Source organism: Mitsuaria sp. GD03876 (genome assembly GCF_029840635.1).
Classification (GTDB): Bacteria; Pseudomonadota; Gammaproteobacteria; order Burkholderiales; family Burkholderiaceae_C; genus Roseateles.
On the sequence record NZ_JAOCCU010000013.1, the window covers coordinates 54,961 to 80,202 of the forward strand.

At 71.0% G+C, this 25,242-nt stretch carries 19 protein-coding genes; 6 read left to right on the forward strand and 13 right to left on the reverse strand.

Annotated elements, in window-relative coordinates:
* Positions 1-12: 12 nt before the first annotated feature.
* From N5D62_RS10385 to N5D62_RS10400, 4 genes are all read right to left on the reverse strand, one after another.
* Positions 13-1,425 (reverse strand): copper oxidase, encoded by a 1,413-nt coding sequence (locus N5D62_RS10385; RefSeq protein WP_279757641.1) that lies wholly within the window; start codon positions 1,423-1,425, stop codon positions 13-15.
* Positions 1,426-1,448: 23 nt separating this feature from the next.
* Positions 1,449-2,879, reverse strand: coding sequence for a TolC family protein (locus N5D62_RS10390; protein ID WP_279757642.1), 1,431 nt, complete (start codon positions 2,877-2,879; stop codon positions 1,449-1,451).
* 10 nt (positions 2,880-2,889) lie between these two features.
* Positions 2,890-3,315, reverse strand: a complete 426-nt coding sequence (locus N5D62_RS10395; protein ID WP_279757643.1) for a hypothetical protein — start codon at positions 3,313-3,315, stop codon at positions 2,890-2,892.
* A 103-nt stretch (positions 3,316-3,418) separates the two neighbouring features.
* Positions 3,419-3,940 (reverse strand): hypothetical protein, encoded by a 522-nt coding sequence (locus N5D62_RS10400; RefSeq protein ID WP_279757644.1) that lies wholly within the window; start codon positions 3,938-3,940, stop codon positions 3,419-3,421.
* A 190-nt stretch (positions 3,941-4,130) separates the two neighbouring features.
* Here N5D62_RS10400 and N5D62_RS10405 point away from each other — a divergent pair, with 190 nt between their 5' ends.
* Positions 4,131-6,950: a hypothetical protein gene (locus N5D62_RS10405; protein ID WP_279757645.1), complete on the forward strand. Its 2,820-nt coding sequence runs from the start codon at positions 4,131-4,133 to the stop codon at positions 6,948-6,950.
* A gap of 96 nt (positions 6,951-7,046) precedes the next feature.
* Here N5D62_RS10405 and N5D62_RS10410 read toward each other — a convergent pair whose 3' ends face one another.
* The 4 genes from N5D62_RS10410 to N5D62_RS10425 form a co-directional block, all read right to left on the reverse strand.
* Entirely contained in the window at positions 7,047-7,385 is a 339-nt protein-coding gene (locus N5D62_RS10410; protein ID WP_279757646.1) for an energy transducer TonB, read from the reverse strand.
* Positions 7,386-7,450: 65 nt separating this feature from the next.
* Positions 7,451-9,007 carry a methyl-accepting chemotaxis protein gene (locus N5D62_RS10415; protein WP_279757647.1) on the reverse strand — a complete coding sequence of 519 codons (1,557 nt, stop codon included), beginning with the start codon at positions 9,005-9,007 and terminating at the stop codon, positions 7,451-7,453.
* A gap of 322 nt (positions 9,008-9,329) precedes the next feature.
* The gene (locus tag N5D62_RS10420; protein ID WP_279757648.1) at positions 9,330-10,853 is read right to left on the reverse strand and encodes a diguanylate cyclase; all 1,524 of its coding nucleotides are present in this window, start codon (positions 10,851-10,853) and stop codon (positions 9,330-9,332) included.
* Complete coding sequence (locus N5D62_RS10425) at positions 10,850-11,617, reverse strand: YggS family pyridoxal phosphate-dependent enzyme (protein ID WP_279757649.1); 768 nt, start codon at positions 11,615-11,617, stop codon at positions 10,850-10,852. The genes N5D62_RS10420 and N5D62_RS10425 overlap by 4 nt, the downstream gene beginning before the upstream one ends.
* A 25-nt stretch (positions 11,618-11,642) precedes the next feature.
* Here N5D62_RS10425 and N5D62_RS10430 point away from each other — a divergent pair, with 25 nt between their 5' ends.
* From N5D62_RS10430 to N5D62_RS10440, 3 genes are all read left to right on the forward strand, one after another.
* Complete coding sequence (locus tag N5D62_RS10430; RefSeq protein ID WP_279757650.1) at positions 11,643-12,686, forward strand: type IV pilus twitching motility protein PilT; 1,044 nt, start codon at positions 11,643-11,645, stop codon at positions 12,684-12,686.
* A 112-nt stretch (positions 12,687-12,798) separates the two neighbouring features.
* The gene (locus N5D62_RS10435) at positions 12,799-13,935 is read left to right on the forward strand and encodes a PilT/PilU family type 4a pilus ATPase (RefSeq protein ID WP_279757651.1); all 1,137 of its coding nucleotides are present in this window, start codon (positions 12,799-12,801) and stop codon (positions 13,933-13,935) included.
* A 55-nt stretch (positions 13,936-13,990) separates the two neighbouring features.
* Positions 13,991-14,893: an NAD(P)-dependent oxidoreductase gene (locus N5D62_RS10440; RefSeq protein ID WP_279757652.1), complete on the forward strand. Its 903-nt coding sequence runs from the start codon at positions 13,991-13,993 to the stop codon at positions 14,891-14,893.
* A gap of 146 nt (positions 14,894-15,039) precedes the next feature.
* Here the strand turns inward: N5D62_RS10440 and N5D62_RS10445 are convergent, their stop codons facing one another.
* The 3 genes from N5D62_RS10445 to N5D62_RS10455 are packed head-to-tail and all read right to left on the reverse strand — an operon-like array spanning position 15,040 to position 20,866.
* Positions 15,040-16,458 carry an efflux transporter outer membrane subunit gene (locus N5D62_RS10445; RefSeq protein ID WP_279757653.1) on the reverse strand — a complete coding sequence of 473 codons (1,419 nt, stop codon included), beginning with the start codon at positions 16,456-16,458 and terminating at the stop codon, positions 15,040-15,042.
* A gap of 2 nt (positions 16,459-16,460) precedes the next feature.
* Positions 16,461-19,646 carry an efflux RND transporter permease subunit gene (locus tag N5D62_RS10450; RefSeq protein WP_279757654.1) on the reverse strand — a complete coding sequence of 1,062 codons (3,186 nt, stop codon included), beginning with the start codon at positions 19,644-19,646 and terminating at the stop codon, positions 16,461-16,463.
* 29 nt (positions 19,647-19,675) lie between these two features.
* Entirely contained in the window at positions 19,676-20,866 is a 1,191-nt protein-coding gene (locus N5D62_RS10455) for an efflux RND transporter periplasmic adaptor subunit (RefSeq protein ID WP_279757714.1), read from the reverse strand.
* A gap of 226 nt (positions 20,867-21,092) precedes the next feature.
* Here N5D62_RS10455 and N5D62_RS10460 point away from each other — a divergent pair, with 226 nt between their 5' ends.
* Positions 21,093-21,878 carry a TetR family transcriptional regulator gene (locus N5D62_RS10460; protein WP_279757655.1) on the forward strand — a complete coding sequence of 262 codons (786 nt, stop codon included), beginning with the start codon at positions 21,093-21,095 and terminating at the stop codon, positions 21,876-21,878.
* Between the two features lie 106 nt (positions 21,879-21,984).
* Positions 21,985-24,393 (forward strand): YgiQ family radical SAM protein, encoded by a 2,409-nt coding sequence (locus N5D62_RS10465; protein WP_279757715.1) that lies wholly within the window; start codon positions 21,985-21,987, stop codon positions 24,391-24,393.
* On the opposite strand, the gene N5D62_RS10470 is transcribed toward N5D62_RS10465, so the two are convergent.
* Positions 24,384-24,758: a hypothetical protein gene (locus tag N5D62_RS10470; protein WP_279757656.1), complete on the reverse strand. Its 375-nt coding sequence runs from the start codon at positions 24,756-24,758 to the stop codon at positions 24,384-24,386. The two genes, N5D62_RS10465 and N5D62_RS10470, sit on opposite strands and share 10 nt — an antisense overlap.
* Positions 24,758-25,147 (reverse strand): phage holin family protein, encoded by a 390-nt coding sequence (locus N5D62_RS10475; RefSeq protein WP_279757657.1) that lies wholly within the window; start codon positions 25,145-25,147, stop codon positions 24,758-24,760. The genes N5D62_RS10470 and N5D62_RS10475 overlap by 1 nt, the downstream gene beginning before the upstream one ends.
* Positions 25,148-25,242 lie beyond the last annotated feature (95 nt).

The following is a 25,242-nucleotide window of genomic DNA, read 5'->3' on the forward strand; positions in this document are numbered from 1 at the left end:
GGTGTTCCTTGTTCAATGTCCTTGATGTCCGTGCCCATCGGGCTTGCGGACACGCAGCGGTTCGGCGGCGGGCGCCGCGGTGGGCTTCGGCGGTGGCGCGACCGGAGCGCCCGGAGGCGTCGCGACGGCCCGGGCGACCGTGCCCGCCGGCGCCGCGTACCAGCCCGGATCGCGGTAGTCGCCGGGCTTCTGGTCCTTGCGCACCTTGAGCACGCTGAACATGCCGCCCATCTCGAGCGGCCCGTGCGGCCCCTGCCCGGCCATCATCGGCACGGTGTTTTCGGGCAGCGGCATCTGCATCTCGCCCATGTCGGCCATGCCGCGCTCGCCCATGGCCATGTAGTCGGGGATGACCTTGTTGATGCGCGCCGCCAGCCCGCGGTGGTCGACGCCGATCAGCGTGTCCACCTCGTGCCCCATCGCGTTCATCGTGTGGTGGCTCTTGTGGCAGTGGATCGCCCAGTCGCCGGGCTCGTCGGCCAGGAACTCGATCTGCCGCATCTGCCCGACCGCCACGTCCGTCGTCACCTCCGGCCAGCGCGCCGACTTGGGCACCGGGCCGCCGTCGGTGCCGGTGACCTCGAACTCGTGCCCGTGCAGGTGGATCGGGTGGTTGGTCATCGTCAGGTTGCCGACGCGGATCCGGACCCGGTCGCCCTGGCGCACGTTGAGCGTGTCGATGCCCGGGAAGACGCGGCTGTTCCAGGCCCACAGGTTGAAGTCGGTCATCGTCATCGTGCGCGGCGTGTAGCTGCCGGGATCGATGTCGTAGCTCGACAGCAGGAAGCAGAAGTCGCGCTGCACCTCGGCGATCTGCGGATGGCGGCCCTTCGGATGCGTGACCCAGAAGCCCATCATCCCCATCGCCATCTGCGTCATCTCGTCCGCGTGCGGGTGATACATGAAGGTGCCGGGCCGGCGCGCGACGAACTCGTAGACGAAGGTCTCGCCCGGCCGGATCGCAGGCTGCGTCAGGCCCGACACGCCGTCCATGCCGTTGGGCAGCCGCTGGCCATGCCAGTGCACGCTGGTGTGCTCGGGCAGCCGGTTGGTGACGTAGATGCGCACGCGGTCGCCTTCGACGACCTCGATCGTGGGACCGGGCGACTGCCCGTTGTAGCCCCACAGGTGCGCGGTCATGCCGGGCGCGAGCTCGCGCAGCACCGGCTCGGCGACCAGGTGGAACTCCTTGACGCCGTCGCGCATCCGCCAGGGCAGCGTCCAGCCGTTGAGCGTGACCACCGGGTTGTAGGGCCGGCCGTTGGGCGGCGCCAGCGGCGGCGCGGTGTCGGCGTTGTCGCGCTGGGCGGGCTCGGGCAGCGCCGCCATCGCGACGCGCGAGACGCCGCTCGCGTTGACCGCGCCGGCCGCGCCCAGCGCGGCGCCGGCGGCGACCTGCGCGAAGAGGTTTCGTCGGGAAATCATCGGGAATCCTTTCGGAACCGCGCTCAATGCGCGGCGCCGCCGGCCGCTTCGGGCGAGGCGGCGGCGGACGAGGCAACAGGGGAGGCGGCGGCGCCGCCCAGCGGGCCGAGCAGGCTTTGCGACAGCGCCGATTCGGCCAGCCAGTAGTCGCGCTGCGCGTTGAGCGTCGCGGACACGGCACGGGCCTGGGCCCGCGCGTCGGCGAGCAGGTCCATCACGCCGACCAGCATGCCGTTGTAGCGCAGCAGGGTCTCGTCGGAGACCTGGCGGGCCAGCGGCAGCACCTCGTCGTGATGGCGCCGCGCGATGCGCCAGGCCGCCTCGGCCTGCGCGCGCGCGACGCGCACTTCCGAACGCGCCTCGATGGCGACCTGCGCGGCCCGTTCGAGCGATTGCCCGTAGGCCTCGCGCGCGCCGGCGACGCGCGCCTGGCCCCAGTCGAACAGCGGCAGCTCGACGGTCAGCTCGACGCCGCGCTGCGTCGGCTCCTCGTTGCTGCTGTTGCGCTGCAGGCCGAGTTCGAGCACGTTGACCCGGCCGGTCTGGCGCGTCAGGCCGAGCTGCGCGGCGAGCTGCGCCGAGTCGCGCGTCGCGGCCAGGATGTCGAGCCGCTGCGCGACCGCCTGGCGCTCCAGGTCGTCCGCGGCGCGGAACTCGGCCGGCACGTCCGGCAGCCGCTTGGGCAAGGTCAGCGTGGCGACGTCGTCGCCCCACAGGCCGATCGCCCGGACCAGCGCCTCGCGATCGCGCACCGCCTGCAGGTTGGCCTGCTCCAGCGCGAGTTGCGCCTCGGCCAGCACCGCGCGTTCGCGCGCCAGCCGCAGGGCGCTGACATTGCCCGCCTGCCGCATCCGCGCGGCGAGCTCCGCGCCGGCCGACGCGGAGTCGAGCACCGTGCGCACGTGCCCCAGCTGCTCCTGCGAGGCGACGGCCTGCACCCAGGCGCGGCGCGCCTGGCCGGCGACATCGAGCAGCTGCTGCGCGGCGCGCGCCTGTTCGCGCTCGAGCGCGCGGGCGCCGGCCTCCTGCCGGGCGCCGCGGCCGAGCAGGCGCAGCAGGTTGAACTCCAGGCCGCGTTCGATCTCGCGTTCGTCGCCACGGACCATGCGGCCGATGCTCAGCACCGGATTCGGCCAGAGCAGCGTCTGCACGCGCTCGGCGTCCGCCATGCCCAGGCCGTACAGGCTGGCCTGCAGGCCGCGGTGGTTGAGGAGCGCCAGTTGCACCGCGCCCTGCGCGTCGAGCGGCCGCGCCAGCAGCGCCTGGGCGCGTTCGCGGGCGGCGGCGCGCTGGTCGTCGGTGCGCTGCAGCGGCAGCTCGGCGCCGAGCCAGTCGCGGCTCTTCTGCTGAACCGGCGCGGCGGCCTGCTCTGGCGACAGCGAGGCGCAGGCCGACAGCGTCAGCGCCAGCAGCAGCGGGATGGCGAGCCGCCCGGATGTGTGATGGAAGGACATCGAGCGCTCCTCAATGCGAGTGATGGCCGCGGTCCGATGCCGGAGCCGGGGCCGGCGTCGATGCGGAGCGGACTGGCGCCGAGGGCGCAGCGGATGCCGATGCGGAGGCAGGCACGGATGCGGACGACCGCGCGGCCGGTGCCGGTGCCGGTGCCGGTGCCGGTGCCGGAGTCGCGGGCGCGTTCGCGGCACGGCTTTCGCGCAGCAGCGCGCGCCAGCCGCCGGCCTCGTGGACGCGGCGGTTGGCGTCGCGCCAGTCACCGACGCCGGGGTCGGCGACGGCGGCGCTGGATGGCGCGGAGGGTGGCGGCGGGAGCGGCGCGCGCGAATTCACGCGGGCATCGGTGGGATCGGGCGGCGGCTCGGCGGCGAACGCCGCGCCGATGACGCCCAGGCAGGCGGCCAGCGCGAACGCCGGCGGGACTCGAGAAGACATGGCTTCCTCGCGAAGGAACGGGGATCGGGGCCGAGGCGCCGCGATCGGTCGCGGGCGCGGGTCGGCGCGAGCGGCGTCCCGTCAGTGGCGGGGACGCCGGCGTTCAGGCGAGGAAGGTTTTTGGCGGCCGCTCGAGCGGCTGCGGCGATTGCTCGGGCGCGCCGACGGCGCCGAGCGAGGGCGCCGCGTCGCGCAGGTCCTGCGCGGCGACGGTCAGCGGCGCGATCGGAAGCGCGACGCCGATGCAGCACTGCAGGCAGATGCCGCAGTGGGAATGGTCGGACGCCGAATGCGCGCCGTCGTCCTGCGACCCGGCGTGATCAGCGCTCATCAGCGCGTGGCCGGCGCCGGAATCCGAGGGATGGCCCATCGCGCCGTGGTCCATGGCGGTGCCGTGGTCCATGCCGGACATGTCCATCGCGCCCGTGTTCATCGACGCCATGTCGTGGCAGTCGCTGGGCATCGTCATCACGGTGTCCGTCGAGTGCGACGCCATCAGCGCCATCCCGATGCCCATGGTCGCGGCGAGCGCGCCCTGCAGCGGCAGCGTCAGGCTCAGCAGCGCGAGCACCAGCCACCGGCTCCAGAGGAGCCGTCGCGGGGCGGACGCGGGGCGGCGGGACATGGGGCGTGAGTGTAGGCCACTACCGGATTCGACCGCTTCCTGCTCCGATGCCATGCCCTTCCCCTTGAACACGCCTTGTTCGCCTCGCACATCTTCCGGTGCGACACCGGAGGCGCTTTCGCCGCACGCGCCACCGGATTCGGCCGCCGGGGCGGCCACGGAGCGCGACCCGACCACCGCGCTCCTCGACGTGTCGTCGGCCAATGAGGTCTTCGCGCGCTGGGCTGTCACCGGCCTCGACGGTGCCGGTGAAGTGCGCTATCTCCTGGGCCAGTGGCTGAGGGAAACGCGGTCGGAGCACCCGACCGCCGCCCTCGCCGCCCTCGCTGCGGCAGCCCCGTCCTCGGCGGACGGCCAACTGGTCTGGGGCCGCTTCACCAGCACGCGGCTGCCCGACCTGCTGGCCAACTGGATCGCCGAGGCCGACGCCGGCGGATTCCGTGCCGATCCCGCGTGGGCGCGGCACGTCTGCCATCTCGTCGATCGCGTGCTGCGCAGCGACGCCCAGGCGGCACGCGTCGCGGCCCACGGAGCCGCCCCGCAAGGGGCGACGCTCGCCGAACGGATCGCCGCCATCACCGCCGTGCTGGACACCGCGGCGTCGATGCCGTCTCCCGCGCAGCAGCGATTGGCGGTGCCGCGCCTGCCCGCGGCGCGGCATCCGTCGCCCGATGTCCCCACGCCGCCGTCGCTGGACCGGCAGTGGAGCCTGCCATCGATTCCTCCCACGCCGGGACGCGGCGGCGCGGACGCGTCGGGGCCTTCGCCCTTGTCGAGCGCGAGGACCGACGGGGCCGCCTCGTTCGTCCTGTCGTCGCGGCACGACTCGGACGGTCCGCCGCCAACGCCCGGCGCCGGACTGGTGTTCTCCCCGTCCGACAACACGGTCAGCGTCTCGAGTTCGGAGCCCGGCGCCCTCTCCGTGACCGATCCCGCCACGTCCGGTCTTCGAAGGAACGCGCTGCTGGTTCGCCGGACTCCCGGCAACGGCCTCGCGCCCTTGCCGGCGCGGCGCGTGCGGCCAGAGGCGGATCCCGCCACCACCGCAACCGCAACCGCAACCGCAGCTGCAGCTGCAGCTGCAGCTGCAGCCGCAACTGCCACGCTGCCATCGATGAGGTCGGTCGGCTGGCTACCCGCGGTGGATTCGTTCGCGCCCGGCACGCCGGCGCCGGGCCGGGAGTTCCGCACGACGGCGCCCTGGCGAGCGAACGCGATGGTGGTGCGAGACCGCCTCGACGAGATGTCGCCCGCGGCGTTCACGGTGACCGAGCAGGAACTGTTCCGGCGGACGCTGGGGCTGCTGGGCCGCCACCTCGCCGCGGACGACGGTGGCCCGTCCCCCTCCCTCGCGGAGGGGGAGCTCATCCAGCGGACCCTGAACTGCGCGTTGCGTCGGATCACGGCCATGGCGGTCACGGCCGACGGCAGCGGCATCGAACTGCGAGCGCGCGACGCCGAGGAATCCGAAGCCTTGCAAGCGCTGGTGACCTGGGCCAGGGCAGCCTCCGGCCCCGAGGCGCTCCGGCGCGAAGGCTGGGTCGAGTGGTTGTCGGAACGGACGTTCCATCCCGGCCGCCCGCTCCAGCTCCCGGCGGCGCTGATCGCCGGCGGGGCCGAGCCGCCGCCTGGCGATGCATTGCGCGCGCTCGCGCCGCCCGACGAACTGGGCGACCGCGGCACCCTGCGATGGCGAGGGGAAGCGCTGCTGTCGGGGCCGTCGGTCGCAGGCCTGCTGGACCGGCTCGGCGTGCGGCACCTCGACGCGCCCGCGCCGGCGCTGATGGGGCCGGCGCTGCCCGAGGCGCTGAGGGACGCGGACATCGCCGTGGCCACCCTGCGCCAGACCGGCCGGCTGGCGCCGGCGGACATGGCGCGGCGGATCGCCGGGCTGGCCGCCGCGATGCCGGCGCTGTACCTGGTCCGCCTGGCCGACAGCCAGGGTGGCATCGACCCCGCCGCGTTGCCGCCCGAATGGATCGCCGATCCCGCCCATCCCGGCCAGATGTTCCATCGGCGCCGCAACGCCAACCGGCAGTGCCTGGCGCCGATCCGGGACCTGTGGCCCGGCGGCCGCATCCCGCCCGCGCTGCGCGCCCAGGCCGTGAACGTGCCGCCGGACGGCGAGCCGGTGCTCCGCTACATCGCCGGCGTGCGCCATCAGCGGGCCGGGTTCCACGAGTTCAGCGCCGACGACGTGGCCCTGTGCGCCCACCTGGGCACCATCGTGAGCGGCCTGAGCCAGGACGCCGCCTTCGCGGCCCGTTGCCGGGCGATGGCCGGGCAGCCGCTCGGCCCCTGCGCGGATGCCGGCATGCTGACCTTGTCGGCCATGGCGGCGCAGCGCGATGCGGCCGAGGCCGCCACCGTGGCGGACGTGGCGGGCAATGCGTTCCTGCAAGCCTGCCTGGCGCGCGCCGATGCCGACCGGGTCCAGCGCCATCCAGGCTTCGACGAGGTGCTCGAGGAAGCCATGGTGCTGCGCTGGCATGTGTCGCGCGTGCTGGCGGAGGTGCTCGGCGCCGACCGCGTCCGCGTGAGCGACAAGCCGCTCTTCGGCGCCTGCGTGGAAGGCGCGGACTGGGACTCGCCCGCCCGGCGCGAGACCTTCCGGCGCGAGGCGCTCGCGCTGGTCGCGGCCGAGGTCGAGGCGGGTTTCCCCGGCGTCGTGCAGTTGCTGTCGGCCCGGGACGATCCGCTGGGGGCGATGTTCCAGTCTCGCCTGGACCAGGAGCCCGACTGCCAGGCCTTCGCCGCGAGCCGGCAGGCGGCGCAGGACGACTACGCACGAGCCCTGGAGGACGGCGAGGAGGAATCCGTCGCGCTGGCGCGCGCGGACGGGCTCATGACGCAGATCGACGCGTCCTGGCGCCAGGCCCGCCTGGACCTGCTGCGTCCGGCGCTGGACGGGATAGCCGCTCAGGTGCGGGCGGTCGCCGACAGGAAACGCGCGGCGGCCGGGGACCCGGAGGGTCCGCCCGCCAAGCGGCCCCGGCGCAACACGCAGTGATGCGCGCCGACGGCGCGCCATGACAAAGGGCCGCTCACGCGGCCCTCCGGGGGAAACCTGGGCAAACGATCCGTCGACGGATCGTCGGCGTCGGGCTCAGTCCTCGTTCTTGAACACCAGCTTGACCTCGTGGGTCTCCTTCTGGCCGCTGGGCTCGAACTTCCAGTCCATCAGCGCGCGGGTGACGGCCTTGTCGAAGACCTTGCGCGGCTCGGCTTCCAGGATCTCGACGCCGGAGACCTTGCCGTCAGGCTCGATGCTCATCTTGGCGCGGACCGAGCCCTGAGAGATCGACTGGCGGGCGGCCTCGGCCGGGAACTCCGGCGGCACCTTCTTGACGACCTTGGGGGTGGCGTGGGCACCGGCGGCCAGGGCCAGCGCGGCGGCCAGGCCCAGCAGGGTGCGGGAAACGGTGTGGGTCAGGTTCTTGCTCATCTTGGGACCTCGTACGTCTTGGGTGAGGAAAGCGGGGTTTCCGGTAGGAACTGGGGAAGCGGCGATCAGGCCGAGCGCGCGGTGCTGAAGAAGCCCACGGCCTGCACCAGGCGCGAGCTGCTGTCGCGCAGCGAGTCGGTGGAGCGGGTCAGCTCGTCCACCAGCGTGGTGTTCTGCTGCGTGGCGCGGTCCAGCTCGTTCATCGCGTTGTTCACGACGCCCACGCCCGCGGCCTGCTCCTGGGCCGAGTGCGAGATCTCCTCGATCAGCTGGCCCATGTTGTTGACCTCGTCGACGACCGAGCGGATCGTGGCGCCGGCGTTGTTGACCAGGGCGGTGCCGTTCTCGACCTTGACGGACGATTCCTGGATCAGCACCTTGATCTCCTTGGCGGCCTGCGCCGAGCGCGAGGCCAGCGCCCGCACTTCCGACGCCACCACCGCGAAGCCCTTGCCGTGCTCGCCGGCACGGGCGGCTTCCACCGCCGCGTTCAGCGCCAGGATGTTGGTCTGGAAGGCGATGCCGTCGATGACGCCGATGATGTCGCCGATCTTGCGCGAGCTCGCGCTGATCTCTTCCATCGTCGAGACGACCTGGCTCACCACCGTGCCGCCGGCCGAGGCCGACTGGCGCGCCTTGGTGGCGATGCTGGCGGCCTTGCGGGTCAGCTCGCTGGCGCCGTTGAGGTTGGAGGCGATCTGCTCGACCGACGCGGCGGTGTTCTGCAGGCTCTCGGCGGAGCGCGCGGTGCGGTCCGACAGGTCGACGTTGCTGCCGGCGATCTCGTTGGAGTTCTGCGCCACCTCGCCCGCCGCCGCGCTCACGCTGGCGACCACGCCGGACAGCGCGGTCTGCATGTCGCGCATCGCGTGCAGCATCTGCGCCAGCTCGTCGGAGCCCTCGACCTCGATGTGCTGCGACAGGTCGCCGGAGCTGATCGCCTGCGCGGCGTCCTTGGCCTTGCGGGCCGGCACGATGATCGAGCGGGCGATCGTCAGGCCGCCGACACCGCCGATGACCACGGCGATCACGACCAGCACGCCGGTGATCAGGATGGACTGGTTGGCCAGCTTGGCGCCGCCCTCGGCCAGCTCGCGGCCGTTGGCGAACTGCAGGTCCACCAGGCTCTTGAGCGCGTCCTGGTAGTCCTTCTGCGCCGGACGCACGTCCTTGATCAGCGCCTCGCGGGCCTCGTCGGGGCTGCCGTCGGCCTGCACCTTCAGGAACTTGGACACCGAGTCGACGAACTTGGCCTGGTGCTCGCGCACCTTGGCCACGACATCCTTGTCCTTGGCGTCGGAGACCTTGCCCTCGAGCGCGGACAGCTGCTGCTGGCCGTCCTCGAGCGCCTTGGCGATGTCGGCCTTCTGGCGCTTGATCGCATTGGCGGTGTCGAGCAGCAGCAGGTCGCGCGAGGCGCGGGCGATCACGTTGACGTCGCTTTCCAGCGCGTTGGCCAGCGCGATCTTCACCAGGCTGGAATCGGCCGTCGTGCTCAGGTCATGGGAAAGCCGGCTGGCGTTGTGGGCGCCGAAGGCGCCGATCACGACCAGCAGCAGGATCAGCAGCGCGTAGCTCAGCGTCAGGCGCTGGCCGATACGCAGGCGGGACAGAAACGACATCGATTCCCTCGCAACGAATGAGTTGTTGAATGGCCGGACCGCGGGCGACTCGCTGGCGCTCGTGGCGCTTGCGGTGCGGACCGACCATCGGCTTCGGCGCGATCATCGTTGGACTTGATTCGGGTAATCCATGCCGGTTTTCGGGGCCCGTGAATTCTGACGCGGCACTTGCAACTGAATGAAAACGGCGGTCTCACCCTCTTGGTAGAAGCCCTAATACGGCGCTCGGCGCGGTTTCACGAAACCTGCACATTCCGTCGCGATCCGGCGCCTCCGACCTCGTACCGGCGTCGTAACCGACGCGGCCTCCCGCCGCGCGGGGTCAGGCCTTGCCAGCCGGGTCGCCCCGGCCGTCCGCGGGGCCGTCGCATTCCACGCGGTTGCGGCCGGCCTGCTTGGCGCGGTACATCGCCTCGTCGGCGCGGCGCAAGGCGGCTTCGATGCCGGCGTCGTCCGCGCGCAGCACTGTCACGCCGATGCTGACGGTGTACGCGATCGCGGCCACGCCGCCCTCGCCGGCGTCGATCGCCACCGGCGACACGGCGATGCGCTCGCGCAGCCGCTCGGCGAAGCGGTGCGCGCCGGGCAGGTCGGTGTGGGCCAGTCCGACGACGAACTCCTCGCCGCCGAAGCGCCCGGGCAGGTCCACGTCGCGCGAGGACGCCTTGAGCACCTCGGCCAGGGCGCGGATCACCGCGTCGCCCGCGGCATGGCCGTGGCGGTCGTTGACCTGCTTGAAGCGGTCGATGTCCAGCATCAGCAGCGCCGACGGCGTCTTGTAGCGGCGCACGGTGCGCAGCAGCGCGCGCAGGCCCTCCTCGGTGGCCATGCGGTTGGCCAGGCCGGTCAGGCCGTCGGTGCGGGAGCGCTGCTCGAGTTCCGCGTTGACCTTGGCCAGCTGCGTCACCAGCGCCTCGGTCGAGCGCAGCCAGCGCGACAGCGCCTGGTAGCCGAACTGCGCCACGAACAGCACGATCAGCGTGAACACCCAGAAGAACACCCAGGCGGTGCCGAGCATCGCGCGCGACGCCTCCTCCAGCGTCATCCAGTCGCGGCTGCCCAGCGCCGCCTTGAGCTGCAGCGAGCCCAGGCCCAGGCTGACCAGCCCGTAGCCCTGCACCGCCAGCACGATCGCCAGCAGCAGGCCCAGGCCCATCGCGCGGCGCCCGCTGGGCGGCGGCGTGAACAGCGCCGGCCGGCGCGCGATCCAGCGCGACAGCCGCGGCCAGGTCAGCGCCATCAGCGGCCCGCCCAGCAGCACGCTTTGCAGGAAGGCGCCCAGCCACCAGCCCTGCCAGATCGACAACTGGCCTTCGGCGGGCAGGTCCCGGCTGAAGCTCCAGATCAGCGCGCCGGCGGAGCTGAACACCGCGGCGACGAAGCACAGCGGCACGAAGAACCACCAGGCGCGCAGGCTGCGCAGCCCGCGCGCGGCGCCGACGGCGCGGTAGCCGAGCGCCAGCACGCCCAGGCCCAGCGGGTTGGCGCAGGCGAAGACCAGCGCCCAGGCCGGCGACATGCCGGCGTCCAGCGCCAGCACGAAGGTCGCCAGCCAGGCCGGCACCGCGCCCCAGCGCCAGCCCAGGCACAGGGTCCACCACAGGCACAGCGGGATCGGCGGATACAGGGTGAGGAAGACGGTGGTGCCGCCCAGGTCCACCGGAATGCCGGACCAGGCCTGCCGCACGGTCAGCAGCCCCAGCCAGACGCAGGCGACGACGGTCGCCGCCCAGCCGCCGAGGATCCAACGGCGCTCGCCGGGCCGGCCCTCGCGCCACAGCGCCCGGATCGACAGGCTGCCCGGGGTCTCGGGCACCAGGTCGTCGGGGCGCTGCAGCGGGTTCATGTCTGGCCCCGCGCTCCGGATGCCGGCATGGACGGGGAGGTGGACGCGGACCCGGGCGGCTCGACCGCCGGACGGCTTCTGGCGCCGAAGATCGCCGAGCCGACCCGCACCATCGTGGCGCCTTCCAGGATGGCGGCATCCATGTCGGCGCTCATGCCCATGCTCAGCGTGTCCAGCGACAAGCCGAGGTCGCGGTTCAGCGCCGCCATCAGCGCCGCCAGCGCCCGGTGGGGCACGCGCTGCGCCTCCAGCGTGTCCGCCGGCTCGGGAATCGCCATCAGGCCGCGCAGCCGCAGGTTCGGCAGCGCGGCGACGGCGCGCGCCACCTCGGCCACCTCGGCCGGGGCCAGGCCGCTCTTGGAGTCCTCGCCGCTGATGTTGACCTGCAGGCAGACGTTCAGCGGCGCCAGCCCGGCCGGCCGCTGCTCCGAGAGCCGCTGCGCGATCTTGAGCCGGTCCACGCTGTGCACCCAGTCGAAGCGCTCGGCCACGACCCGGGTCTTGTTGCTCTGCAGCGGGCCGATCAGGTGCCACTCGACCCCGGCGCGCAGATCGGCCAGGGCGTCGATCTTGTCGACGCCCTCCTGGACGTAGTTCTCGCCGAAGCGGCGCTCTCCCGCCTCGAATGCTTCTCTCACATCCGGGGCGGGGAAAGTCTTTGTTACCACCAGCAGCGTGACGCTGTCCACGGCCCGCGACGCCTGCAGGCAAGCCCTCTCAATGCGGCCATGGAGCTGTTGTATGTTCTCGGAGATCGTCGCCATAATCGCCAACGCTTTTCTTCATCCCATGGACATCACCCAACTGCTGGCATTCTCGGTCAAGAACAAGGCCTCCGACCTCCACTTGTCCGCCGGGCTGCCGCCCATGATCCGCGTCCATGGCGACGTGCGCCGCATCAACGTCGAGCCGCTCGAGCACCGGCAGGTGCACGACATGGTCTACGACATCATGAGCGACGCCCAGCGCAAGATGTACGAGGAGACGCTGGAATGCGACTTCTCCTTCGAGATCCAGGGCCTGGCGCGCTTCCGCGTCAACGCCTTCAACCAGAACCGCGGCGCGGGCGCCGTGTTCCGGACCATTCCCAGCAAGATCCTGACGCTGGAGCAGCTCAACTGCCCGAAGGTGTTCACCGAGCTGGCGACCAAGCCGCGCGGCATCGTGCTGGTGACCGGCCCGACCGGCTCGGGCAAGTCCACGACGCTGGCCGCGATGGTCAACCACCTCAACGAGAACGAGTACGGCCACATCCTCACCGTCGAGGACCCGATCGAGTTCGTGCACGAGTCCAAGAAGTGCCTGGTCAACCAGCGCGAGGTGGGCCCGCAGACGATGAGCTTCGCCAACGCGCTGCGCTCGGCGCTGCGCGAGGACCCGGACTGCATCCTGGTGGGCGAGATGCGCGACCTGGAGACCATCCGCCTGGCGCTGACCGCGGCGGAAACCGGCCACCTGGTCTTCGGCACGCTGCACACCTCGTCGGCGGCCAAGACGGTGGACCGGATCGTCGACGTGTTCCCGGCGGCGGAGAAGGACATGGTCCGCGCGATGCTGTCCGAGTCGCTGCAGGCGGTGATCTCGCAGACGCTGTGCAAGACCAAGGACGGCAGCGGCCGGGTCGCGGCGCACGAGATCATGCTGGGCACCTCCGCGATCCGGAACCTGATCCGCGAGAACAAGATCGCGCAGATGTACTCGTCGATCCAGACCGGCAACAGCCTGGGCATGCAGACGCTGGACCAGAACCTGACCGACCTGGTCCGCCGCAACGTGATCTCGCCGGCCGAGGCGCGCGCCAAGGCCAAGATGCCGGAGAACTTCCCGGGCTGACGCGACCCGCCGCGACGCGCCTGCGCCGCGGCCGCATCGATTCCCCACGACAACCGACCGGGCCGCGAGCGACTGACCGACGGCACCGGCGCACACAGGACAGGACCTCGCCATGGAACGCGATCAGGCCACCAAGTTCATCAACGACCTGCTGCGCCTGATGGTGTCGCGCAAGGGCTCCGACCTCTTCCTGACGGCGGAGTTCCCGCCGGCGATCAAGGTCGACGGCAAGGTGACCAAGGTGTCGCCGCAGCCGCTGACCGGCCAGCACACGCTGCAGCTGGCGCGGGCGATCATGAACGACAAGCAGGCGGCCGATTTCGAGCGCACCAAGGAGTGCAACTTCGCGATCTCGCCGCAGGGCATCGGGCGCTTCCGCGTGAACGCCTACATCCAGCAGGGCCAGGTGGCGCTGGTGCTGCGGACGATCCCGCAGACGCTGCCCACGATCGAGGCGCTGGACCTGCCCCCGATCCTGAAGGACGTCACCCAGACCAAGCGCGGCCTGGTGATCCTGGTCGGCGCGACCGGCTCGGGCAAGAGCACGACGCTGGCCGCGATGGTCGACCATCGCAACGAGACGACCTACGGCCACATCATCACGATCGAGGATCCGGTCGAGTTCGTGCACCCGCACAAGAACTGCATCGTCAGCCAGCGCGAGGTCGGCCTGGACACCGAGGGCTGGGAGCACGCGCTGAAGAACACGCTGCGCCAGGCGCCGGACGTGATCCTGATGGGCGAGATCCGCGACCGCGAGACGATGGAGCACGCGGTGGCCTTCGCCGAGACCGGCCACCTGTGCATGGCCACGCTGCACGCCAACAGCGCCAACCAGGCGCTGGACCGGATCATCAACTTCTTCCCGGAAGAGCGCCGCGCGCAGCTGCTGATGGACCTGTCGCTGAACCTGAAGGCGCTGGTGTCGCAGCGGCTGCTGCCGCGCCAGGAAGGCAAGGGGCGCGTCGCCGCGGTGGAGATCCTGCTGAACACGCCGCTGGTGTCGGACCTGATCTTCAAGGGCGAGGTGGGCGAGATCAAGGAGATCATGAAGCGCTCGCGCGAGCTCGGCATGCAGACCTTCGACCAGGCGCTGTTCGACCTCTACGAGTTCGGCAAGGTGACCTACGAGGACGCGCTGCGCAACGCGGACTCGGTCAACGACCTGCGGCTGCAGATCAAGCTCAACAGCGAGCGGGCGCGCAGCGGCGATCTGTCGTCCGGCACCGAGCACCTGACCATCGTCTGAGGGCACGGGAGGGCCACAATCGGCGGGTTCTCAATTCCCACCGACAGGTCCCTCCATGAGCAGCATCGGCCAGCGTTCCTACGAATCGACCCCGCCCCTTCGCGTGTCCTTCCTCGGACTCGGCGTGATGGGCTTCCCGATGGCCGGCCACCTGGCCAAGGCCGGCCAGCAGGTCACCGTCTACAACCGCTCGCCCGCCAAGGCGCAGGCCTGGGTGGCCGAGTTCGGCGGGCAGGCGGCGCCCACGCCGCGCGAGGCGGCCAAGGACGCCGACATCGTCTTCTGCTGCGTCGGCAACGACGCCGACCTGCGCTCGGTGGTGCTGGGCGCCGACGGCGCGCTCGCCGGCATGAAGCCGGGCGCCGTCTTCGTCGACCACACGACCGCCTCCGCCGAGGTCGCCCGCGAGCTGTACGCCGCGGCGCGGGGCGCGGGCGCGCACTTCGTCGACGCGCCGGTCTCCGGCGGCCAGGCCGGCGCCGTGAACGGCGCGCTGACCGTGATGTGCGGCGGCGACGAGGCCGCCTTCGAGCGCGTGCGCCCGTACGCGCTGCACCTGGCCAAGGCGGTGACCCGCGTGGGCGACGCCGGCGCCGGGCAACTGGCCAAGATGGTCAACCAGATCTGCATCGCCGGCATCGTGCAAGGGCTGTCCGAGGCGATCGCCTTCGGCCAGAAGAGCGGCCTGCCGATGGCGCTGGTGCTCGACGTGATCGGCAAGGGCGCCGCGCAGAGCTGGCAGATGGACAACCGCGGCAAGACCATGGTCGACGACAAGTTCGACTTCGGCTTCGCCGTGGACTGGATGCGCAAGGACCTCGGGCTGGTGCTCGACGAGGCGCGCCGCAACGGCGCGCGACTGCCGATGACGGCGCTCGTGGACCAGTTCTATGCCGACGTCCAGGAAATGGGCGGCGGGCGGTTCGATACCTCGAGCCTGATCAAGCGGCTGCGCTGAAACGCCCCCTCACCCTGACCCTCTCCCCCTCCCGGGGGCGAGGGGACCACCCCCACGGACACCATCACGCCTTCGCAGGGCTAACCGGTCTCACGAGGCCCCCTCTCCCGCACTGCGGGAGAGGGCTGGGGTGAGGGTCGTGTGAGTCAGCCCGGCTGACGCGGCGCGGCGTCCAGGCCGCCGCCCAGCACCTTGTACAGCTGCACCTGGTTCTGCAGCTGCGCCAGGCGCACCTGCAGCGCCAGCTGCTGCGCCGCGAAGCTCGCCCGCTGCGCGTCCAGCAGGTCCAGGCTGGATGCCGCGCCGTTGCGGAAGCTCAGGTCCACCAGCTGCAGCCGCGTGGCTTCCGCCTGCGCCTGCGCATCCTGCGCGCGCAGTTGCTCGTCCAGCGTCGCCCGGCCCGCCAGCGCGTCGGCCACTTCCTTGAAGGCCGTCTGCACGACCTTCTCGTACTGCGCCACCGCGATCTCGCGGTTCGCCTTCGCCGCCGCGACGTTGTTGCGCACCCGGCCTGCGTCGAAGATCGGCATCAGCGCCGATCCCGCGATGCTCCACGCGCTCTGGCTGAACAGGTCCTTCAGCGCGCCGCTGGCCGTGCCCACGCTGCTCGTCAGCGTGATGCTCGGGAAATAGGCCGCGCGCGCCACGCCGATGTTGGCCTCGGAGGCCACCAGCTGCTGCTCGGCCTGCCGCACGTCGGGCCGGTCCACCAGCACCTGCGAGGGCAACCCCGCCAGCAGCGCGCCCATCGTCTGGTCGCCCAGCGGCTTGGACGCCGGCAGCGCCTCCGGCAGCACCTGCCCCACCAGCAGCGTCAACGCGTTCAGGTCCTGTTGCCGCGTGCGCTCGGCCTGCGCCAGCGTGGCGCGCGCCGATTCATACGACGACTTGGACGTGCTCAGGTCCAGGTTGGACGCCGCGCCGTTGTCGAACTTCAGCTGCATCAACTTGAGGCTGTCCTCGCGCGTGGCCAGCGTCTGGCGCGTCAGCGCCAGCAGCTCCTCGTCCGCCTGCACCGCCAGGTAGGCCGACGCGACGCCGGCCACCAGGCTGATCTGCGCCGACCGCGCCGCCTCGCCCGTGGCCAGGTACTGCGCGAAGGACGCGGCGCTCTGGTTCTTCACGCGGCTGAACAGGTCGATCTCGTACGAGGTGACCTGCAGGCCCGCCTGGTAGACGTTGACGATCTTGCTGTCGCCGTTGGACGTGGTCTGCGGCGAACGCTGCGCCGACAGGCCGACGTTGACCGTCGGCCAGCGGCTGGCCGCGGTGACGTTGGCCTGCGCCCGCGCCACGTCCACGTTCAGCAGCGCCATGCGCAGGTCGCGGTTGTTCTTCAGCGCCAGCTCGATCAGCTGCTTGAGCCGCTCGTCGCGGAAGAACTGCTGCCATTGCAGCTCGGTCGCGGCCTTGGCGTCGCCCGCTTCGGCGCCCGGGCCTTGCGGCCACTGCGGCGCCACCGGCGCGTCGGGGCGCTGGTGATCCGGCGCCAGGTTCACGCAGCCCGTCAGCAGGACCACCGTCGCGGCCGCCGCGGCCAGCAGGGAAAACTTGTTCTTCTTCATGCTCACACTCCATCGGCGTTCTTGGCCGCCGCGATCGCCTTGCCGGCGTCCGGGCCGTCCAGTTCATGCGCGTACAGCTTCTGCTGGCGCTCGCTGCCCTTGAAGAAGCGCCGCACCACCAGGAAGAACACCGGCACGAACACCACCGCCAGCAGCGTCGCCGTGACCATGCCCGACAGCACGCCGGTGCCGATCGCGCGCTGGCTCGCCGAGCCCGCGCCCGAGGCGAAGAACAGCGGCGTGACGCCCAGGATGAAGGCCATCGAGGTCATGATGATCGGACGGAAGCGCAGGTGCGCCGCCTCCAGCACCGACTCCACCAGCCCCTTGCCCTGCGCCTGCAGGTCCTTGGCGAACTCGATGATCAGGATCGCGTTCTTCGCCGACAGGCCGATGATCGTGATCAGGCCGACCTTGAAGTACACGTCGTTGGGCATCGCGCGCAGCGTCGCCCCGGCCAGCGCGCCCAGCAGGCCCAGCGGCACCACCAGCATCACCGACAGCGGGATCGACCAGCTCTCGTACAGCGCCGCCAGGCACAGGAACACCGCCAGCAGCGAGAACGCCAGCAGGATGCCGGCCTGCGAGCCCGACAGCTGCTCCTCGCGCGACAGGCCCGTCCACTCGTAGCCGATGCCCGGCGGGAGCTGCTGGATCATCGATTCCAGCTCCTTCATCGCCTGGCCCGTCGAGGCGCCCGGCGCCGCGTCGCCGGCCAGGCGCATCGCCGGATAGCCGTTGTAGCGGGTCGCCTGCATCTGGCCGGTGATCCAGTGGCTGGTCGCGAAGGCCGACAGCGGCACGTTGACGCCCTGCGCGTTGTTGACGTTGATCGCCAGCACGTCGTTGGGCGTCATGCGCTTGGGCGCGTCGGCCTGCACCACGACCCGCTGCATGCGGCCGGTGCTCGGGAAGTCGTTGACGTAGGTCGAGCCCAGCTGGATGCCCAGCGTGCGCGCGATCGTGTCGTAGCCGACGCCCAGCGCCTGCGCCTTCTCGCGGTCGATGTCGATCTGCAGCTGCGGCGCGTCCTCCAGGCCGTCCGGCCGCATGCCGGTGATGACCTTGCTCTTCTGCGCCATGCCCATGAGCTGGTTGCGGGCCTGCAGCAGCGCCTCGTGGCCGAGGCCGCCGCGGTCCTGCAGCCGCAGCGCGAAGCCGGTGGCCGTGCCCAGTTCGGGGATCGGGGGCGGCGACAGCGGGAAGATGAACGCGTCGCGCACGCCCACCATCATCGCGCCCATCACCCGGCCGGCCAGCGCCTGCGCGCTGTGGTCCTTGCCCTTGCGTTCCTCCCAGGGCTTGAGCGGCACGAACACCAGCGCCGCGTTCTGGCCCTGGCCCGAGAACGAGAAGCCGATCACGCCGATCGTGTCGGCCACTTCCGGCTGCTTGTGCAGGAAGTTCTCGACCGCGGCCACCGCCGCTTCCGTCCGGTTGGACGTCGCGCCCGGGGGCAGCTGCACGTTGACGATCAGGTAGCCCTGGTCCTCGTTGGGCAGGAACGAGGTCGGCATGCGGATGTAGAGCCAGCCCACGACGGCCACGATCGCGGCGAACGCCACCATCATCGAGCCGCTGCGTTTGAGCAGCTTGGCGACCCAGCCCTCGTAGCCCTTGGCGGTGCGCGAGAAGCCGCGGTTGAACCAGCCGAAGAAGCCGCGCTTCTCATGGTGGTGGCCGGCCTCGACCGGCTTGAGCAGCGTCGCGCACAGCGCCGGCGTCAGCGACAGCGCCATCAGCGCCGACAGCGCCATCGACGCCACCATCGCCAGCGAGAACTGGCGATAGATGTTGCCCACCGAGCCGGCGAAGAACGCCATCGGCACGAACACCGCGATCAGCACCGTGGTGATGCCGATGATGGCGCCGGAGATCTGGCCCATCGCCTTCTTGGTGGCCTCGCGGGGACTGAGGCCCTCCTCGCTCATGATGCGCTCGACGTTCTCGACGACGACGATCGCGTCGTCGACCAGGATGCCGATCGCCAGCACCATGCCGAACAGCGTCAGCACGTTGATCGAGAAGCCCAGCGCCAGCATCACCCCGAAGGTCCCCAGCAGCGCCACCGGCACCACCAGCGTCGGGATCAGCGTGTAGCGCCAGTCCTGCAGGAACAGGTACATCACCAGGAACACCAGCACGATCGCCTCGATCAGCGTCTCGACCACCTGGGAGATCGAGATCTTCACGAACTTGGACGAGTCGTACGGGACCGTGTAGTCCACGCCGGCCGGGAAGTACTTCTTGAGCTCCTCCATCCGCTTCTTGATCGCGGTGGCGGTGCCCAGCGCGTTGCCGGTGGGCGAGAGCTGCACGCCGATGCCGGTGGACGGCTGGCCGTTCAGGCGGGTGTAGGTGGCGTAGCTCTGGCCGCCGAGCTCGATGCGCGCGACGTCCTTGAGCAGCACCTTGGAGCCGTCGGTGTTGGCGCGCAGCACGATCTTCTCGAACTGCGCCTTGTCCTCGAGCTGGCCCTTGACGACGATCGTGGCCGACATCGTCTGGCTGCTGGTGTTGGGCCGGTCGCCCAGCACGCCCGCGGGCACCAGCGCGTTCTGCGCCGCGACCGCCGCGCTCACCTCCGCCGGGCTCAGGTTGAACGACTGCATCTTGGCCGGATCCAGCCAGATGCGCATCGCGCGCTCGGAACCGAACAGCTGCGCCTGGCCGACGCCGGGGATGCGCTGGATTTCAGGAACGATGTTGCGGGCGGCGTAGTCGCCCAGCGCGATGGGGTCCATCGAGCCGTCCTTGGACGCCATCGTCACGAACAGCAGGAAGTTCGAGCGCGACTTGTCCACGCGCACGCCTTGCTGCGTGACCGCCGCCGGCAGGCGCGGCGTGGCGCGCGAGAGGCGGTTCTGGATCTCGACCTGCGCCAGGTCGATGTTGGTGCCCGATTCGAAGGTCACCGTGATCGAGCCGGTGCCGTTGGCCTGGCTGATCGATTCCATGTAGGCCAGGCCGGGCGCGCCGTTGAGCTCCTGCTCGATGACGGAGACGACCGCCTCGTCCAGGGTCTTGGCCGAGGCGCCGGGGTAGGTCACCGCGATCACCAGCGAGGGCGGCGCCACCGTGGGGTACTGCGCCACCGGCAACTGGGTGACGGCCACCCCGCCGAAGACCAGGATGAACAGGGCGATCACCCACGCGAAGATGGGGCGATCAATGAAGAAACGTGCCATGTCTTGGATCCTTCCGGAGCGTCAGGCGCTCAGCGGCTGGCCGCGGCGGAGGCCGCCGGGGCGGCGCCCGAGGCCGCGCTCGCCGGGTTGAACGGCACCGGATTGACCGGCGCCCCCGGGACGAACATCTTCTGGAAGCCGTCGGCGATGACCTTCTCGCCGGACTTCAGGCCGTCCAGCACCACCCACTGGTTGCCGATCGCGTTGCCGATCTTGACCTTGCGCGGCGCGGGCTTGTTGTCGGGACCGACCACCAGCACCGTGTCGCCGGTCGAGCCGCGCGTCACCGCCTGCTGCGGCAGCAGTACCGCCGAGGGCAGTTCCGCCTGCGCCACGCGCACCCGCACGTACTGGCCGGGCAGCAGCAGGCCGTCCGGGTTCGGCACCTCGGCGCGCAGCGTCACCTGGCCCGAGGTCGGGTCGACCGTCAGGTCGGTGAACAGCAGCTTGCCGGCGCGCGGCAGGACGTTGCCGTCGTCGCCGACGATCTCGACCTGCGCCGCGTTGGCGCCGGCGCTGCGCAGCTGGCCGGCGGCCAGCGCGCGGCGCATCGTCTGCACCTCGTTGGCGGACTGGGTGAAGTTCACGTAGACGCTGCTGACCTGCTGGATCAGCGCCAGCTGCGTGGCGTCGGCCGCGCCCACCAGCGCGCCCTCGGTCACCAGCGCGCGGCCGATGCGGCCCGAGATCGGCGCGTAGACATGGGCGTAGTCCAGGCTCAGCTTGGCCTGCACGACGGCGGCCTTGGCGGCGGCGACATCGGCGGTCGCGGCCTTGGCGGTCGCCACCGAGGTGATGTATTCCTGCTGGCTGATCGCCTTGGCGTCGGCCAGCGGCTTGTTGCGCGCGGCCTGCGCGGCGGCCTGCGCCTCGTTGGCCTGGGCCTTGGCGAGGTTGGCGTTGGCGCTGTCGAGCTGCGCCTGGTACGGCGCCGGGTCGATCAGGAACAGCGCCTGGCCGGCCTTGACCTCGGAGCCCTCGGTGAAGAGACGCTTCAGGATCACGCCGTTGACGCGAGCGCGCACTTGCGCGGTACGCAGCGCCTCGACACGGCCCGGCAGTTCGGTCTGCAGCGCCACCGGCTGCTGGCCCACCGTGACGACGCCGACGTTGGCCGGCGGCATGCCGCCGCCCGGGCCGCCCTTGCCGGCCGCCTCGTCCTTGCCGCAGGCGGTCAGCACCGCCGCGATCGAAATCACCAGCGGCAACAGGTAGAGCATGCGCGCGCCGGCCTTCAGGCCCGGGCGCTCCGACCCCGGCGTTGCTTTTGTCAGAGGGGTAGACATCACGATGGGATTCCTCTCGCAGTACAGATTCAGATGGGTCAGCCAACCATGGCACCTACCGCCACGACGTACGGCATCGGTACGGTTCGACCCGAAGCCGCGCAGTATATACATACATTCATGCATGTATGTTTCTGGAACGTGCTCCTACAATCGAGGCATGGCACGTCGAACCAAACAGGAAGCCCAGGAGACGCGCGAGCGCCTGCTCGACGCCGCGGAACAGCTGTTCCATGAGCGCGGCGTCTCGCGGACCTCGCTGCAGGACATCGCGCAGGCCGCCGGCGTGACGCGCGGCGCCGTCTACTGGCATTTCGAAGACAAGGTCCAGCTCTTCAACGCGATGATGGAGCGCGCCACCATGCCGCTGGAGGAGGACTTCGAGGCGTCGGTGACGCCCCATCCCGAGCGGCCATTGGACGACCTGCGCCTGCGATTGATGAACGTCATGCACTGCGCGGTGTTCAACGCTCGCACACGCCGGGCCTTCGAGATCGCCAACCTGCGGGTGGAGTTCGTCGGGGAGATGGCCTCGATCCGGGGCCGCAAGGTGGCCGCGCACCGCGAATGGACCACCCACAACCGCGACGCGTTCGAGCGCGCCAAGGCGCTCGGCCAGTTGCCCGCGGACGTCGACGCGCACCAGGCGGCCATCGGGCTGATGGCGCTGATCGGCGGGCTGCTGCATCACTGGATCCTGGATCCGGAGGCCTTCGACCTGATCGAGGTCGGACAGGCGCGGCTGGAGCATTACCTCTCCTCGTTGACGGTGGCGGTGCCGAACCGCTTCCCGCCGCTGACGGCGGCGGAACGCGGCGCGCTGGGCCGCCAGGCGGCATGTTCCGCGCCCGGCCCGCAGGGCGCCGGCGGCCTGCCCCGGGACGACGCCAGCCCCGCGGACGACACGCCCCCGGCCCCGGACGCGGCCGTCCATCCTCGCGATTGAGCGCAATTCCGGTGGAAAGCCCTGCATTTGCGCGGGGTGCCCTGGGGTGAACCCCAGGGTGCGGCGACAATACCCGGTTGCCCACGTCCGAGCCGCCGCCGTGTCCATCGCTCCTCCGCCCACCCGCCCGCTGTCCGATCTGAAGAAGACCGGCCAGAAGGCGCTGACCTCGTACCGCCCGTTCTGGGCCAAGCGCTTCGGTCCCGCGCCGTTCCTGCCGATGTCGCGGGAGGAGATGACGCAACTGGGCTGGGACAGCTGCGACATCATCATCGTCAGCGGCGACGCCTACGTGGACCACCCCAGCTTCGGCATGGCCGTGATCGGCCGCACGCTGGAGGCACAGGGCTTCCGCGTCGGGATCATCGCGCAGCCGGACTGGAACTCGGCGGACGCGTTCAAGGCGCTGGGCAAGCCCAACCTGTTCTTCGGCGTGGCGGCCGGCAACATGGATTCGATGATCAACCACTACACGGCCGACCGGAAGATCCGCTCGGACGACGTGTACACGCCGGGCGGCGCCGCGGGCAAGCGGCCGGACCGCGCGACGCTGGTCTACACCCAGCGCTGCAAGGAGGCGTTCAAGGACGTGCCGGTGATCATCGGCGGCATCGAGGCCTCGCTGCGCCGCATCGCCCATTACGACTACTGGCAGGACAAGGTCCGGCGGTCGATCCTGGTGGACTCCAAGGCCGACCTGCTGGTCTACGGCAACGCCGAGCGCGCGATCATCGAGATCGCCCACCGCCTGTCGCAGAAGAAGCCGATCGAGTCGATCACCGACGTGCGCGGCACCGCCTTCATGCGCCGGCCCGACGACGCGTCGCTGGACGGCTGGTTCGAGATCGACTCGACCGACGTCGACGCGCCGGGCAAGGTCGACGCGTTGCTCAGCCCCTACATGACGACCGAGGAAGCGGCCGCCGACCAGGGCACCGATTGCTCCAAGCAACAGGAGCAGGCCCAGGCCGCCGGCGCCGCGGGCGCCCCGTCGACGGGTGCCGCGCCGCAGCCGGGCATGCCCGAGATCAAGCCGATCAAGATCGTGCGCCAGACGCTGGCCAGGAACGGCAGCGACGGCCGCGCGCTGGTCACGCCCAAGGACCGCACCGTCATCCGCCTGCCCGCGTTCGAGCAGGTCAAGGGCGATCCGGTGCTCTACGCCCACGCCAACCGCGTGCTGCACCTGGAGACGAATCCGGGCAACGCGCGCGCGCTGGTGCAGCGGCATTCGTCCGGCGGCGTCGACCGCGACGTCTGGCTCAACCCCCCGCCGATCCCGCTCACCACGGTCGAGATGGACCACGTCTTCGACCTGCCCTACGCGCGCAGCCCGCATCCGGTCTACGCCGACGAGAACGGCAGCCACGACCACGCCACCAAGATCCCGGCCTGGGAAATGATCCGCTTCAGCGTGAACATCATGCGGGGCTGCTTCGGCGGCTGCACCTTCTGCTCGATCACCGAGCACGAGGGCCGCGTGATCCAGAGCCGCAGCGAGGACTCGATCATTCGCGAGATCGAGGACATCCGCGACAAGGTCAAGGGCTTCACCGGGATCATCTCGGACCTGGGCGGCCCGACCGCCAACATGTGGCACATCGGCTGCAAGAGCCCCGAGATCGAGGCCGCCTGCCGCAAGCCCAGCTGCGTCTATCCCGGCATCTGCCCCAACCTTCACACCGACCACGGCCCGCTGATCAAGCTGTACCGCCGCGCGCGCGGACTGCGCGGGGTGAAGAAGATCCTGATCGGCTCGGGCCTGCGCTACGACCTGGCGATCGAGTCGCCCGAGTACATCCAGGAACTGGTGACGCACCACGTCGGCGGCTACCTGAAGATCGCGCCGGAGCACACCGAGGGCGGCCCGCTGTCCAAGATGATGAAGCCGGGCATCGGCACCTACGACCGCTTCAAGCAGCTGTTCGAGGCCGCCAGCGCCGCCGCCGGCAAGAAGCAGTACCTGATCCCCTACTTCATCGCCGCGCACCCGGGCACCGCCGACGAGGACATGATGAACCTCGCGCTCTGGCTCAAGCGCAACGGCTTCCGCGCCGACCAGGTGCAGACCTTCTATCCGAGCCCGATGGCCACGGCCACGGCGATGTACCACTCGGGCAAGAACCCGCTGAAGAAGATCACCCGCGAGAGCGAGCCGGTCGACATCGTCAAGGGCGAGCGGCGCCGGCGCCTGCACAAGGCCTTCCTGCGCTACCACGACCCGAGCAACTGGCCGCTGCTGCGCGAGGCGCTCAAGGAGATGGGCCGCGCCGACCTGATCGGCAACGGCAAGCACCACCTGATCCCGACCTTCCAGCCGGCGACCGACGGCGGCTACGAGTCGGCGCGGCGCAAGAACTCGACGCAGGCCGGCCAGAAGGTCGCGCCGAACAAGCCGCGCGCCGGCCAGATCCTGACGCAGCACACCGGACTGCCGCCGCGGGTCACCGGCGCGAAGCCGGCGCCGCGCGGCAAGCCCCTGGCCAAGCCGGCGGCCAAGCGCGGTCAGCGCTGATCGTCAGCGGACGGCGCCGTCGGCGCCGGTCCCGGCTTCACCCACTGCCAGACCTTCCATCCCAGGCTGACCCAGGCCCAGACCCGGGCGATGCGCCCCGGCGGGCTGTCGACCGCGTCGGCGTCGCGCCGGCGCAGCGCGCGCACCAGCCCCGCCAGGCCGCCCGCGGCGGCCAGCGCCGCCACCGTGCGCCACAGCCGCGGCAGGCTGCCGGCCAGCCGCCAGAGCCCATGGCCGCGTTCGGCCCATTGCATCGGGCGCTCCAGCGCCTGCAGGTCGCGCACCAGGCCCACCCGCAGCTCCGCGCTGCGCAGCTGCAGCTCGAGCTGACGCAGCTTGAGCCGCTGGCCCGCGTCGCCCCACATCACGGTTGATCTCCGGTATCGGGCGCGACGGCGCGCTGGTCGCGCGCCAGTTCCGCGGCGCTGGCCGAGAACGGCCGGCCCGTCGCCAGTTGCCGCTTCGCCCAGTACCAGGACGACACCGCGCCGATCAGGAAGGCCGCGCCGAGCCCCGCACCCAGGGGGGCCCGCCAGTTGTCCGGCACCCACAGCAGCAACGCCACGACCAGCATCAGCAGCGCGGCCACGCCCAGCAGCAGCGCCAGCAGCAACGCGGTCAGCGCGCCGAACAGCCGCAGCAGCTCCGCCTGCAGTTCCACGCCGAGCAATTCCAGCCGCACGCGGGCCAGTTCCAGCGTGCGCTCGGCGATGCGACGCAGCCGCTCCGTCAGCCCCGGATCGCGTGATTCCATCGAATGTTTCTCCTCTGTGTCCGGCCTCCCGGAACGCGGAAGCTATCACTGAATCGGGGGAAACGAGGGCGTTCTTTGTCCAATCGCGCCTCAGG

Excerpts from the sequence above, each read along its gene's own strand:
- N5D62_RS10425 (WP_279757649.1), bottom strand. The coding sequence starts at position 11,617 with ATGGCGACGATCTCCGAGAACATACAACAGCTCCATGGCCGCATTGAG.
- N5D62_RS10420 (WP_279757648.1), bottom strand. The coding sequence starts at position 10,853 with ATGAACCCGCTGCAGCGCCCCGACGACCTGGTGCCCGAGACCCCGGGC.
- N5D62_RS10415 (WP_279757647.1), bottom strand. The coding sequence starts at position 9,007 with ATGTCGTTTCTGTCCCGCCTGCGTATCGGCCAGCGCCTGACGCTGAGC.
- N5D62_RS10390 (WP_279757642.1), bottom strand. The coding sequence starts at position 2,879 with ATGTCCTTCCATCACACATCCGGGCGGCTCGCCATCCCGCTGCTGCTG.
- N5D62_RS10440 (WP_279757652.1), top strand. The coding sequence starts at position 13,991 with ATGAGCAGCATCGGCCAGCGTTCCTACGAATCGACCCCGCCCCTTCGC.
- N5D62_RS10385 (WP_279757641.1), bottom strand. The coding sequence starts at position 1,425 with ATGATTTCCCGACGAAACCTCTTCGCGCAGGTCGCCGCCGGCGCCGCG.
- N5D62_RS10475 (WP_279757657.1), bottom strand. The coding sequence starts at position 25,147 with ATGGAATCACGCGATCCGGGGCTGACGGAGCGGCTGCGTCGCATCGCC.
- N5D62_RS10450 (WP_279757654.1), bottom strand. The coding sequence starts at position 19,646 with ATGGCACGTTTCTTCATTGATCGCCCCATCTTCGCGTGGGTGATCGCC.
- N5D62_RS10430 (WP_279757650.1), top strand. The coding sequence starts at position 11,643 with ATGGACATCACCCAACTGCTGGCATTCTCGGTCAAGAACAAGGCCTCC.
- N5D62_RS10460 (WP_279757655.1), top strand. The coding sequence starts at position 21,093 with ATGGCACGTCGAACCAAACAGGAAGCCCAGGAGACGCGCGAGCGCCTG.
- N5D62_RS10400 (WP_279757644.1), bottom strand. The coding sequence starts at position 3,940 with ATGTCCCGCCGCCCCGCGTCCGCCCCGCGACGGCTCCTCTGGAGCCGG.
- N5D62_RS10410 (WP_279757646.1), bottom strand. The coding sequence starts at position 7,385 with ATGAGCAAGAACCTGACCCACACCGTTTCCCGCACCCTGCTGGGCCTG.
- N5D62_RS10455 (WP_279757714.1), bottom strand. The coding sequence starts at position 20,866 with ATGCTCTACCTGTTGCCGCTGGTGATTTCGATCGCGGCGGTGCTGACC.
- N5D62_RS10445 (WP_279757653.1), bottom strand. The coding sequence starts at position 16,458 with ATGAAGAAGAACAAGTTTTCCCTGCTGGCCGCGGCGGCCGCGACGGTG.
- N5D62_RS10435 (WP_279757651.1), top strand. The coding sequence starts at position 12,799 with ATGGAACGCGATCAGGCCACCAAGTTCATCAACGACCTGCTGCGCCTG.
- N5D62_RS10395 (WP_279757643.1), bottom strand. The coding sequence starts at position 3,315 with ATGTCTTCTCGAGTCCCGCCGGCGTTCGCGCTGGCCGCCTGCCTGGGC.
- N5D62_RS10470 (WP_279757656.1), bottom strand. The coding sequence starts at position 24,758 with ATGTGGGGCGACGCGGGCCAGCGGCTCAAGCTGCGTCAGCTCGAGCTG.